The sequence below is a fragment of the Microbacterium sp. CFBP 8801 genome (genome assembly GCF_014839455.1).
Lineage (GTDB): Bacteria > Actinomycetota > Actinomycetes > Actinomycetales > Microbacteriaceae > Microbacterium.
In genome coordinates, this window is the sequence record NZ_JACYNU010000011.1 from 61951 (window position 1) to 74179 (window position 12229).

At 72.2% G+C, this 12229-nt stretch carries 8 protein-coding genes and 1 pseudogene; 4 read left to right on the plus strand and 5 right to left on the minus strand.

Features of this window, described 5'->3' with window-relative positions:
• Positions 1-92: 92 nt before the first annotated feature.
• Entirely contained in the window at positions 93-1448 is a 1356-nt protein-coding gene (locus IFR11_RS12855; RefSeq protein WP_191916403.1) for an APC family permease, read from the minus strand.
• A 31-nt stretch (positions 1449-1479) separates the two neighbouring features.
• Complete coding sequence (locus IFR11_RS12860) at positions 1480-3054, minus strand: amidohydrolase (RefSeq protein WP_191916404.1); 1575 nt, start codon at positions 3052-3054, stop codon at positions 1480-1482.
• A 172-nt stretch (positions 3055-3226) separates the two neighbouring features.
• Between IFR11_RS12860 and IFR11_RS12865 the strand changes: the two genes are divergently transcribed.
• The gene (locus IFR11_RS12865; protein ID WP_191916405.1) at positions 3227-3856 is read left to right on the plus strand and encodes a TetR/AcrR family transcriptional regulator; all 630 of its coding nucleotides are present in this window, start codon (positions 3227-3229) and stop codon (positions 3854-3856) included.
• A 20-nt stretch (positions 3857-3876) separates the two neighbouring features.
• Here IFR11_RS12865 and IFR11_RS12870 read toward each other — a convergent pair whose 3' ends face one another.
• The 3 genes from IFR11_RS12870 to IFR11_RS12880 form a co-directional block, all read right to left on the minus strand.
• Entirely contained in the window at positions 3877-4680 is an 804-nt protein-coding gene (locus IFR11_RS12870; protein WP_191916406.1) for a DUF1206 domain-containing protein, read from the minus strand.
• Between the two features lie 16 nt (positions 4681-4696).
• A complete protein-coding gene (locus IFR11_RS12875; RefSeq protein ID WP_191916407.1) occupies positions 4697-5374 on the minus strand; it encodes a phosphatase PAP2 family protein in 678 nt (225 codons plus the stop codon).
• 65 nt (positions 5375-5439) lie between these two features.
• Positions 5440-6093, minus strand: coding sequence for a TetR/AcrR family transcriptional regulator C-terminal domain-containing protein (locus tag IFR11_RS12880; protein WP_191916408.1), 654 nt, complete (start codon positions 6091-6093; stop codon positions 5440-5442).
• Between the two features lie 54 nt (positions 6094-6147).
• Between IFR11_RS12880 and IFR11_RS12885 the strand changes: the two are divergent.
• From IFR11_RS12885 to IFR11_RS12895, 3 genes and pseudogenes are all read left to right on the plus strand, one after another.
• Positions 6148-7824, plus strand: a pseudogene (locus IFR11_RS12885) (amidase); the annotation flags it as partial.
• A gap of 361 nt (positions 7825-8185) precedes the next feature.
• Positions 8186-11062, plus strand: a complete 2877-nt coding sequence (locus IFR11_RS12890) for an aminotransferase (protein ID WP_191916410.1) — start codon at positions 8186-8188, stop codon at positions 11060-11062.
• A gap of 63 nt (positions 11063-11125) precedes the next feature.
• Positions 11126-12145, plus strand: a complete 1020-nt coding sequence (locus tag IFR11_RS12895) for an agmatine deiminase family protein (RefSeq protein ID WP_191916416.1) — start codon at positions 11126-11128, stop codon at positions 12143-12145.
• Positions 12146-12229: the final 84 nt, after the last annotated feature.

Consider the following 12229-nt stretch of genomic DNA (forward strand, 5'->3'; position numbering starts at 1 on the left):
GAATACCCGCCGCACCTGGAAACGGCCCGGGGGTTGCGCCCCCACGGCGAAGCGCCCGCCCCCGGTGAGGGGCGGGCGCTTCGTCGAGGGCGTCAGGCGACGATGCGCTCGGGCGCCGGTGCCTCGTCGTCGAATTCGACCTCGGGCGGGCGGCGGCGGAAGCCGCGGGTCAGCACCGCGAGCCACACGATCCCCACGCCGATCCAGACCAGGCCCACCGTCAACGCCAGAGCCGACAGGCTGAACCACAGCCAGGCGGTCAGCGCGAAGCCGAGCGCCGGCAGAACGCCGAAGCGGAAGATCGCGGCACCTCCGCGGCGACGCTCGTCGATGAGGAAGTGCTTGATGACCGACAGGTTCACGAGCGAGAACGCCGCGAGAGCACCGAAGCTGATGAGCGAGGCCACCGTGTTGAGGTCGGCCACCAGCGCCGCCAGCGAGACCACGCCGACGAAGAGCGCGGCGCCGACGGGGGTCTGGTACCGCGGGCTCAGACGGGCGAAGAACGCGGGCAGCACTCCGTCGCGTCCCATCGCGAACAGGATGCGCGCGACGCTCGCCTGCGAGGCGAGGGCGGCGGCGATGCAGCCGGCGATGTAGGCGATGAGGAAGAAGACCTCGAGCCAGCGACCGGCGGCGACCTCCATGATCTGGTTGGCGGCGGCATCCGGGTTCTCGAGGTCGGCGACGCGGGGGATGACGAGCGTCGACACGTACGCGATCACCGTGAAGATGAGCCCGCCGATGATCGTGGTGAGGATGATCGCGCGGGGAACGGTGCGCTCGGGGTCGCGGGCCTCTTCCGACAGCGTCGAAATGGCATCGAACCCGAGGAACGACAGCGCGAGCATCGCGGCTCCGGCGAGCAGGCCGGGGAAGGTGAGGCCGGCGTCGTACAGGGGCTGCAGCAGCGAGACGCCGGGGTTCTGGGCGACGTGCAGCACCGCGCAGACGACGAAGACCGCGGCGAACACCAGCTGCAGACCCACGAGGACCAGGTTGGCGTTGCGCACCACGGTGATGCCGACGACGTTCAGCCCCGTGATCAGCACGACACCGGCGAGGGCGAACACCCACGGCGGGATGCCGGGGAGCTGCGCGTTGAGGTAGATGCCCATGAGCACGTAGTTGATGAGCGGCAGCAGCAGGTAGTCGATCATCAACGACCAGCCGGTGAGGAACCCGACGTGGCCGCCGAAGGCTCGGCGGGCGTACGTGTACGCGCTGCCCGCGCGGGGGAAGGCCTTCACGAGGGCGGCGTAGCTGAAGGCGGTGAAGAGCATGGCGATGAGGGTCACCAGGTAGGCGGTCGGCACGTGACCGCCGGTGGTGACGGCGACGAGGCCGTAGGTCGTGAACACGGTGAGGGGCACCATGTACGCCAGACCGAAGATGACGAGGGAGGGGACCCCCATGACTCGCCGCAGCGAGGTGTCGGATGAGGACATGCGATTTCCTGTTCGAGTCGGAAAGAGCGGTTCAGAAGGTGCGGACGCCACGGCGCCAGGTGCCCCGGATACGGGCATCGGCGATGCGGTCGGCGGGACCGCGACGGATGTCGCGGTCGAGCCAGACGAGGTCGGCGGTCATTCCGGGGCGCAGAGCCCCCCGGTGGTCCTGATCGCCGGCCTGGAAGGCGACGCCGCTCGTGGCGGCATCGAGGGCGTCGTCCACGGTGAGACGTTCGTCGGGTTGCCACCCGCCGGCGGGCGCCCCGTCGGCGTCCTGGCGGGTGACGGCGGTGCGGATCCCGGCGAGCACGTCGGGAGAGGTGACGGGCCAGTCGCTGCCGAAGCTCAGTCGTGCCCCCGCGGCCTGCGCCGCGCGCATGCGGTACTGCCGCTCGCGGCCGGGCCCGAGGCGCGGCAGGGTCAGGTCGGTCATGACCGCGTCGGCCATCGCCCACTGCGGTTGGAAGCAGAAGGTGACCTCGAGGTCGGCCAGCCGGGGAAGGTCGGCGGGGTCGACGACCTGGGCGTGGGCGATGGTCAGTCGGCGGCCGCGGCGGAGGCTGTCGGCGATCCCCTCGGCCGCGTCGATCGCCGCGCGCACGGCGGCATCGCCGATGGCGTGCAGGTGCACGTCGAAGCCGGCCGCATCGCACGCGGCGACCGCGTCGCGCAGGTGCTCGGGCTGCCAGTTCGGCAGGCCGCGCGTCTCGGCGTCGTGGTAGCACTCCAGCAGGTGGGCGGTGTGGTTCTCGATGATGCCGTCGACGAAGAACTTCACCGTGCGGCAGGTGAGTCCGGGTTCGCCGGCGACGGCATCGGCGGTGCGTCGCAGCTCCGCGAGCTGCGACGGCCACCGCGTGGGGTCGGCACGCAGGGCGAGGTCGGCGTCGACGCGGAGCCGGCCGCTCCGCGCGGCGGTGATCCACGCGGGCACGTCGTGCGCTTCGGTCCACGCCTCCTGCACCCACGAGATCCCGCGGGCGGCCAGCTGCTCCCCCGCCCAGACCAGCGCCTCGACGTCGGCGGCGACGACAGCGTGGGGCGCGCGATCGAGCACGAGGTCGATCGCCGGTCGCTCGACGAGCGTGCCGAGAGGCGAACCGTCGTCGCGCCGCACGATGCGTCCGAGCGGCGGGTCGGGGGTGTCGGCATCCACTCCGGCTTCGCGAAGCGCCGCCGTGTTGACCCACGCCGTGTGGTAGTCCCAGGCGTGCAGCACCACGGGGCGATCCGGCACCGCCTCGTCGAGCCAGCGGGCGTCGAACATGCCCCCGGGCACGATGGTGGCGTCGTAGCTCCCGCCCACGAGCCACGGCGCCTCGGACCGCGCGGCCCATGCTCCGACCCGAGCGACGATCTCGGCGACGCTCGCCGCATCGCGGAGCTCCGGGCCGCGGCGCTCGCGTCCCGCGAGCAGCGGGTGGGCGTGACCGTCGCCGAACGCGGGGAGCAGGAGCCCTCCCTCGAGGTCGACGTGCTCGGCATCGTCGGGCACCGGATGCCAGGACTCGGCGATCGTGCCGTCGACGACGATGAGCCGGTCGACGTCGGGCTGGTGCCCGTCGATGCGCACGGTTCCGCCGCGGAAGACGACGACTGCCATGGAAACCTCCTCGTGACCTGAGCTGAATGAAACATACAGCGTAGGTTTTATGAAATCTACGGCGTCCGGAGCCGCGTCGACGGCGGTTTCGCAGACTCGTCACTCACGCCTTACATGGCCGAAACACGACGGGTCGCGTAGCGTGGACAGACCCCCATCGGAAGGCGTCGACATGCCCCGGCCGTCGCATCCCAAGCTCTCGCGCGAGGCCATCGCGCGCGCCGCCCTCGCGCTCGTCGACCGCGACGGAGCCGACGGGGCGAGCATCCGCAGGGTCGCCGACCGCCTCAAGGTGCACCCGACGTCGCTCTACAACCACGTGCCGAACCTGGCCGCCCTCATCGAAGACGTGCGCGCCCTCGTGTCGTCGCGCATCGACTCGTCGTTCCTGCGGGAGAGCGAGTGGGAAGAGGGCCTCGCGCTCTGGGCGCGCTCCTACCGCGACGCTTTCCGGCGCCACCCGCGCACCATTCCGCTGCTCATGTCGCACCGGTCGTCGACGCCGTTGCTCATGTCGCAGTACGAGGACTTCGCGGTCGCGGCCGAACGCGTGGGCTGGACGAGCGACGACATCCTGCCCCTGCTGACGGCCTTCGAGTCCTTCATCCTGGGCAGCGTGCTCGACATGTCGGGGCCATCGGTCATGTTCGACCCGACGGGTCAAGAAGACACGGTGCCGCGCTTCGCCGCCGCCTACGCGACGCTGGCCGACCACGACCCGTCCGACCCCGTGGCGACCCGCGCCTTCGAGCGCGGTCTGGCGCTGCTCATCGCCGGCGCCCGACCCCCCTCACGGGGGTGAGGCACCGGCGGAGCTGACGGTCACATCCGCGCGTAGCGCGCGCGGGCGAAGCAGAACAGGCCGTACACGATCAGCCCCGCGCCCACGAGCCACAGCACGACCTGGCCGAACGGCAGAGCGGCGAGCGAGCGCAGGGCGGCGTCGATCCCGCCCGCGGCGTTCGGGTCGTGCGTGACGGCGGCCACCACGAACAGCACACCCGCCACCCCCACGGCGACGCCCTTGGCGATGTATCCGACCGTGCCGAAGACCCGGATGCCGCGACCGGCGGTCCCCGCGGGGATCGACAGGTTCTTCGTGAAGGCGCGCGTGCACCCGCGCACGACGAACGCGACGCCGACGGCCGCGACCGCCACGCCGACGACGACCAGCAGGGCGACGCCACCCGGCATCGCGAGGACGCGCGCGCTCAGGGTCTGCGACGACTCCGACGAGTCGGAGCTGCCGCCCATCGCCAACGTCACCGCGGTCACCGCGATGGCCACGTACGCGATCGCGGTGCCGACGAACTTCGCGCGATGCGCCCAGCGCTTCTTGGCATCCGGGTCACGCTCGACGAAGGCCTCGGCGATCTGCCAGACGGCCAGGGCGGCGAGACCGACCGCGATCACCCAGAGCAGGGCGAGACCGGCGGGAGCATCGCGCACCTGCTGCAGGGCGCCGCTCTGGTCGGCGCTGTCACCTCCCCCACCGGAGGCGATGCCGACGGCGATCACGCCGATGAGCAGGTGGAGCAGTCCGAGCACGACGTAGCCGACGCGTGCGGCGGCCTCGAAAGCGCGGGAATCCTGGGCCTTGCCGGCGGCGGCGGATGCGGAGGTCATCCGCGAACGATAACGCTCACCCGCCCGTCGCGACCAGGCGTTGCGCTCGACGCACGCGCCACACCTCGACCAGCGCCCACACCAGGGTCGAGACCGCGATCCCCTCGAGCAGGCCCGCCGTCACGTCGGACAACCAGTGCGCGTGCAGGTACGTGCGGCTCCACATCATCACCACGACCCACACCACCCCCGCCGCCCACACCCAGCCTCGGCGCAGGATCAGGCCGAGGACCACGGCGATGGTGGTCGCCACGGCGGTGTGCCCCGAGGGGAACGAGGTGGCCACGGTCTCGGCCAGCGAGTCCGCGGGCCGCGCGCGGGCGATCACGGCGGCGAGCGGCGCACCGATCAGCACGACCAGGGCGATGGCCGCCGAAACGGCGAGCGCGTCCCAGGGGCGCCGCCGCAGCAGGAAGACGAGCGTGGTCGCGACCCCGATGACGATCATGCCGATCGTGCCGCCGACGATCGCGGGGATCCAGGCGATGATGACCGCGACGGGGTTCGCCAGGTCGGCCATCGCGTCGTCCCACCACTGGTCGATCGGCAGCGGCGCCGATCCGCTCAGCTCGACGGCGAAGCGGAGTCCGACGAAGAGCACCGCGGCGACGACACCCACCACGAGGGCGATCGGACGGCGGTGATCGACCCGCGGCCGGTCGGGCAGCAGGGCGGCGTCGGTGGTGGCATCCATCCCGGAATCGTCGCAGGTCCGATGCCGTGACGGCGAGGTCTTGCTCCGGGGCGTCGAACCACTCCTCAGCGCGGACGCGCCGAGGCGATGAGCATGTCGAGCCCCAGCTCGAACGCGCGGGTGGCGACCGGGTCGTCGGGATCTTCGTCAACGAGCGCGGCGAACGCGGCCGCGAAGCGCGGCACCGTCTCTTCCTGCCCGGTGGGATCGAACACCACGCTCGGGCCCGACATGTCGAGCACGCTGCCGAGGATGAACGACTCGAAGACCGTGAGCAGGGGCAGCAGGTCGCGCTGCGGCCACCCGACCGCCTCGGCGGCGACGGCGAAGTGCTCGTACCCGGCCAGCAGCACCGGCGCCGACGCGCGCTCGGTCATGAGCAGGGGGATCGCCCGGGCGTGACGGGCGAACGCGCGGCGGTACGACCGCGCCCAGGCGCGCAGGCCCTCTTCCCAGGGGAGGTCGCGCAGCGGCGCGAAGTCGATGTGCTCCGACACCAGCGCCCGCACGTCTTCGACCATGGCGGCGCGGTTGGGCACGTGGTTGTACAGCGAGGCGGGGTTCACCCCGAGACGGGCGGCGACCCGGCGCACGCTGGCCCCGTCGGGGCCGTGGCGGTCGACGAGCGCGAGCGCCGTGCGCGCGATGAGATCGCGGCTCAGCAGCGGGGTCGTGGGTCGAGCGATGGTGGCCTCCGGGTTCGTTCCGAGCCTACGCACCGGGGTGTCGGAAAAGCCTGGTTCCCGTAAAACAAACGGTGTATGTTTACCGCCATGACCACCGAGGCCTTCACCGTCGTCGAGGCGGACATCGACCGACTGCACGCCGCCCTCGACGCCGGCATCGTCACCAGCGTCGAGCTCGTCGCCCGCTATCTCAACCGCATCGGCGCCTACGACCGCTCGGGCATCCGCCTCAACGCCGTCCCCGTGCTCAACCCGCGCGTCTTCGACGAGGCGCGCTCCGCAGACGTCCGCCGCGTCCGTGGCGAGCAGTGCGGCCGCCTCGACGGCATCCCCTTCACCGCGAAGGACAGCTACCGGGTCGAAGGCCTGCCCGTGGCATCCGGATCCCCCGCCTTCCGGAACCTCATCGCCCAAGACGACGCCTTCGCCATCGAACGCCTCCGGGCCGCGGGCGCGGTGTTCCTCGGCCTCACCACCATGCCGCCGATGGCTGCCGGGGGCATGCAGCGCGGCGTCTACGGCCGCGCGGAGTCGCCCTACAACGGCGAGTACCTCACCTCGGCCTTCGGCTCCGGCTCCTCGAACGGCTCGGGCACGGCCACCGCGGCCAGCTTCGCCGCCTTCGGCCTCGGCGAGGAGACGTGGTCGTCGGGGCGCGCGCCGGCCTCGCACAACGCCCTGGTCGCCTACACCCCCTCGCGCGGTGTCATCTCGGTGCGCGGCAACTGGCCGCTCGTGCCCACCATGGACGTCGTCGTGCCGCACACCCGCTCGATGGCCGACCTGCGTCACGTTCTGGATGCCGTGATCGCCGACGACGCCGTGACCGAGGGCGACCTGTGGCGCACGCAGCCCTGGATCGCGCTCCCGCGCCCCTCCGAGGTGCGCCCCGCCTCGTTCGCCGAGCTCCAGACCCCGTCGCTCGCGGGTCTGCGCTTCGCCGTGCCCCGCATCTACATCAACGGCGACCCTGACAACGCGATCCCCATCGCCACGCGCGCGAGCGTCATTCGACTGTGGGAGTCCCTGCGCGCCGACCTCGAAGCCGCCGGCGCCGAGGTCGTCGAGACCGACTTCCCCGTCGTCGACCGTTACGAGAAGCTGCACGACCGGGACGAGGACTTCCTCGACCGCGGGTTCGTCACCCGCGAGTTCCTCGACGACGAGGTCGGCGACCTGGCGGTCTGGGCGATGGACACGTTCCTGCGTCAGAACGGCGACCCCGAGCTGCACCGCCTCGCCGACGCCGACGCCGCGCTCATCTTCCCCCCGCCGCCCGGCTCCCTGCACGACCGCTACGGCATCTGGCACTTCGACATCTCGTACGACATCGCCGACTACGTGCAGCGCGCCCGAGAGTGGCAACCCGACTGGCACGACGTCGCGAGCCTCGAGCGGGGCCTCCGGGGCCTCGAGCACACCCGCCGCGTCGACTTCGAGGACTGGCTCGAGGCCGAGGGCTTCGACGCCGTGATCTTTCCCACGCAGTCCGACGTCGGTCCCGCCGACGCCGACGTGAACCCCGCCTCGGCCGACATCGCGTGGCGCAACGGCGTCTGGGTCTCCAACGGCAACCTCGTGCCCCGCCACCTCGGCATCCCGACCGTCACCGTGCCGATGGGCACCATGGCCGACACGGGGATGCCGGTGGGCCTGACGATCGCCGGGCCCGCGTACAGCGACACCCGGCTCGTGCAGCTGGGCTCGGCCATCGCCGACCTCGGCGAGCGGCGCACCGCACCTCCGCGCACGCCCACCCTGCCCGACGAGACCGTGTTCGCCGACCCGAAGCCGGCCGCCGAGGGCGCGCTCTCGCTGCGCGTCGACGGAGTCTCGCTCGACGGCACGCGCGTGCGCTTCACCGCGATCGTGAGCGGTGGCCCCGCCGCCGACGTGGTCGCCTACGTCGACGGCATCCGCATCGAGACGAGCCGCGAGGGCGACCGCGTGAGCGGCTCGACCGAGGTGGCCCCCGGCGCCTACGGTGAGGCCGTGAGCGAATGGGTCGCCCCCACCGGTCCGCTCGTCGTCGTCGTCGCCCGCGACGCGGCGGGCACCGTCGCCGGCGCCGTCGCGACCACCCCGCACGCCTCTCTCTGACATCCCGAGTCTCCGAGGAATCGACATGACCACCGACACGACCGCCGTCTTCGACTACTTCTCGCAGGTCGATCTGCCCACGCCCACGCTGTCCGACGACGAGGTGCGCCGTCTGTTCGCCGACGTCTTCGGCGTCGAGATCGACGTGCACGCCCTCGGCAGCCAGCAGGATCAGAACTTCCGCGTGTTCCCCCGGGGCGAGAGCGATCCGCTGGGCGTGCTGAAGCTCAGCAACCCCGTCTTCAGCGCGGCCGAGATCGACATGCAGGACGCCGCGGCCTCCCTCGTGGCCGAGCGCAGCCCGCACGTGCGCATCCCCCGGATCGTCGAGGGTCCGCGCGGCGTCCTGTCCGCCTGGTGGGAGTCGTCGCAGGGCCGCATCCACGCCCGCGTGATCGAGAACATCTCGGGCCGCACCCTGAACGGCTCCGGGTACCTCTCCCCCACCGTCGTCGAGGCGCTGGGCGCACTCTCGGGCGCCGTGAGCCTCTCCCTCGCCGACTTCACCCACCCCGCCAGCGGCCGGGTGCTGCAGTGGGACCTGCGCCACGCCGGTCGCGTCGTCGACACGCTGCTCCCCCTCGAACCCGACGCCGAGGTGCGGGGAGTCGTGCAGCGGGCCGCCGACGCCGCCCGTGCGGCGCTGGCCCCGGTGGCCGACGCCCTGCCGGTGCAGGCCGGGCACTTCGACGTCACCGACGACAACGTGCTGCGCGCCGACGGCGCCATCGTGCCCGACGCGGTCATCGACTTCGGCGACGTGTGCACGTCGTGGCGCGTGGGTGAGATCGCCACGACCGTGTCGTCGGTGCTGCACCACGACGGCGCCTCCCCCGAGTCGGCGCTGCCCGCCATCCGCGCGTTCGACGAGCTGCGCGATCTCACCGACGACGAGATCACCGCGCTCTGGCCGCTCGTCATCCTGCGCGGCGCCGTGCTCGTGCTCAGCGGCCGCGCCCAGGTGCGCCTCGACGACGGGAACGCCTACGCCACCGACGGGCTCGACCGCGAGTTCCGGATCCTCGTGCAGGCGGCATCGGCCCCCCTCCCGGTGATCACCGCCGTGACGCGCGCCGCCCTCGGTCGCCCCGCGCTCGACGCGCGCGGCTGGACGGGTCGGACCCTGCTGCCCTTCGCCTCACCGCGGGTGGAACTCGACGCCACGACCGAATCGCCCCTGAACGACGCGGGAGCCTGGCTCGATCCGTCGACGCTGGATGCCGCGGCCCTCGACGCCCTCGACGCCGGTGCCGCGATGGTCACCGTTCCCGCCGGGCGCGCGCAGCTCACGGGCACCGTCGACCCCCTGCCGTCGACGACGGCGACCATCCCGACGGGCGTCACGCTCTGGCTCGCCGAGCCGACCCCGCTCGCCCCCGGTGAGATCACCGTCGACGGCGACACCCTCACCTGGACCTCGGGCGATGAGACGGTGATCGTCACCGGGGTGCCCGAGGACTCGGCATCCGGGATCCTGCCCGCGCGCACCCGCCTCGTCGTCCGGCGTGCAGCCGACGGCGCCGTGCCGCCCGCGCGCGTCTCGCCCGCCCTCGCCGCGGCATGGCGGAACGTCGCCGGCGACCCCGGCGAGGCCCTCGGCATGCCCACCGCGATCCCGGCCGACGACGACGTGCTCGCCCGGCGGCACGAGGTGCTCGCCGAGGTGCAGGAGCACTACTACTCCGCTCCCCCGCGCATCGAGCGCGGCTGGCGCGAACACCTCATCGACGTCGACGGACGCGTGTACCTCGACATGGTGAACAACGTCGCGTCGGTGGGCCACGCCCACCCGCACGTCGTCGAAGCGGGCTCGCGGCAGATGCGCCTGCTCAACACCAACTCGCGCTTCCACTACCGCGCGATCACCGACTACGCCGACCGCCTGGCGGCGACGCTGCCCGACGGATTCGACACGGTGTTCTTCGTCAACTCCGGCTCCGAGGCCACCGACCTCGCCCTCCGCCTCGCGATGGCGGCGACCGGCCGCCCCGACATCGTCGCGATGCGCGAGGCGTACCACGGCTGGACCTACGCCAGCGATGCCGTGTCGACCTCGGTCGCCGACAACCCCTTCGCCCTCGACACGCGCCCCGCGTGGGTGCACACCGTCGACGCGGCCAACTCGTACCGCGGCCGCCACCGGGGGACGGATGCCGAGAACTACGCCCCCGAGGCCGTCGCCGTCATCGACGAGCTCGCGGCATCCGGTCGCGCGCCCGCGGGATTCATCGCCGAGACGTACTTCGGCAACGCCGGCGGCGTGGCCCTGCCCGAGGGGTACCTCACCGACGTCTACGCCGCGATCCGTCGCCACGGCGGCCTCGCGATCGCCGACGAGGTGCAGGTGGGCTTCGGCCGCCTGGGCGAGTGGTTCTGGGGCTTCCAGCAGCAGGGCGCCGTACCCGACATCGTCGCGGTGGCGAAGTCGATCGGCGGCGGGCACCCGCTCGGGGCGGTCATCACGCGCCGCGAGATCGCCGACCGCTACCGCACGCAGGGGTACTTCTTCTCATCCACCGGCGGCTCCCCCGTCTCATCGGCGATCGGCCTGGCCGTGCTCGACGTCATCGAGCGGGAGGGCCTGCAAGAGAACGCGCGCGTCGTCGGCGCGCACCTCAAGGGCCGCCTGGAAGAACTCGCCCAGACCCACCCGATCATCGGCACCGTGCACGGCTCGGGGCTGTACCTGGGCGTGGAGTTCGTGCGCGACCGCGAGACCCTCGAGCCCGCTTCGGCCGAAACCGCCGCCATCTGCGATCGCCTGCTCGAGCTCGGCGTCATCATGCAGCCCACCGGCGACTTCCAGAACGTCCTCAAGATCAAGCCGCCGCTGGTCATCACGCGCGCCTCGGTAGACGTCTTCGTCGGCGCCCTGGATCGCGTGCTGACCACCGGTTTCTGACCGACCCCTCCGCGCGACCCGCGCGACCCGACCCGACCGACCAAGGAGCACGACATGTGGCGCATGCCCGCTGAATCCGCCCCGCACGAGCGCACGTGGATGGCGTTCCCCCGCGAGGGCATCACCCTCGGCGAGGGCGCCGAGACGCGTGAAGAGGGCTACCGCGCCTGGACCGACGTCGCCCACGCCGTCGCCGAGTTCGAACCGGTGAGCATGGTCGTCGACCCCACCGAGATGGCCCGCGCCCGCCGCATGCTCGACTCGTCGATCGAGATCGTCGAGGCCCCGCTCGACGAGTTCTGGATGCGCGACATCGGACCGACCTTCGTCGTCGACCCCGACCGCCCGGGAGTCCTCGGCGCCGTCGACTGGATCTTCAACGGGTGGGGCGCCCCCGACTGGGCCGAGTGGCAGACCTCGGCCGGCATCGCCCGCGTCGTCGCCGAGCATCTGGGCGCCGAACGCATCGACTCGCTGCTGGTGGCCGAGGGCGGCGGACTGCACGTCGACGGCACCGGCACCGTGCTGCTCACCGAGACCGTGCAGCTCGACCCCCGCCGCAACCCCCACGCCGACCGCGCCCGCGTCGAGGCCGAAATGGCGCGCACCCTCGGTGCGACCGACGCCATCTGGCTCTCGCGCGGCCTCACCCGCGACTACGACGACCTGGGCACCAACGGCCACGTCGACATCGTCGCGACCTTCGCCTCGCCCGAGCACGTACTGCTGCACGAGCAGACCGACGCCGCGCACCCCGACTTCAAGGTCTCACGCCTCATCCGCGGCGAGCTCGAGACCGCCTTCGCGCGACTCGGTCGCACCGTCGCGATCACCGGGGTGCCCGCGCCGACCACGCTGCGCGACGACCACGGGTGGGTCGACTGGAGCTACATCAACCACCTCGTCACCAACGACGGCGTCGTGCTGTGCGGCTTCGGCGACGAGGCCACCGACGCGCGCGCCGTCGAGATCATGGCCGACGCGTACCCCGGGCGGCGGGTGGTCACGGTCGACGCGCGTGCGATCTTCGCCCGCGGCGGCGGCATCCACTGCATCACGCAGCAGCAACCGCGGGTGGGCTGACCGGGCGGGGATGGGGCGCTGGTTCTGCGCCGAGCTCGACACGTCGCCGGGGTCACCGCGACGTCGCACAAGAATGACGAAGGC

Bases quoted from the DNA above. Each gene is read 5' to 3' on its own strand.
- IFR11_RS12855 (WP_191916403.1), bottom strand. From the start codon at position 1,448: ATGTCCTCATCCGACACCTCGCTGCGGCGAGTCATGGGGGTCCCCTCC.
- IFR11_RS12860 (WP_191916404.1), bottom strand. From the start codon at position 3,054: ATGGCAGTCGTCGTCTTCCGCGGCGGAACCGTGCGCATCGACGGGCAC.
- IFR11_RS12865 (WP_191916405.1), top strand. From the start codon at position 3,227: ATGCCCCGGCCGTCGCATCCCAAGCTCTCGCGCGAGGCCATCGCGCGC.
- IFR11_RS12870 (WP_191916406.1), bottom strand. From the start codon at position 4,680: ATGACCTCCGCATCCGCCGCCGCCGGCAAGGCCCAGGATTCCCGCGCT.
- IFR11_RS12875 (WP_191916407.1), bottom strand. From the start codon at position 5,374: ATGGATGCCACCACCGACGCCGCCCTGCTGCCCGACCGGCCGCGGGTC.
- IFR11_RS12890 (WP_191916410.1), top strand. From the start codon at position 8,186: ATGACCACCGACACGACCGCCGTCTTCGACTACTTCTCGCAGGTCGAT.
- IFR11_RS12895 (WP_191916416.1), top strand. From the start codon at position 11,126: ATGCCCGCTGAATCCGCCCCGCACGAGCGCACGTGGATGGCGTTCCCC.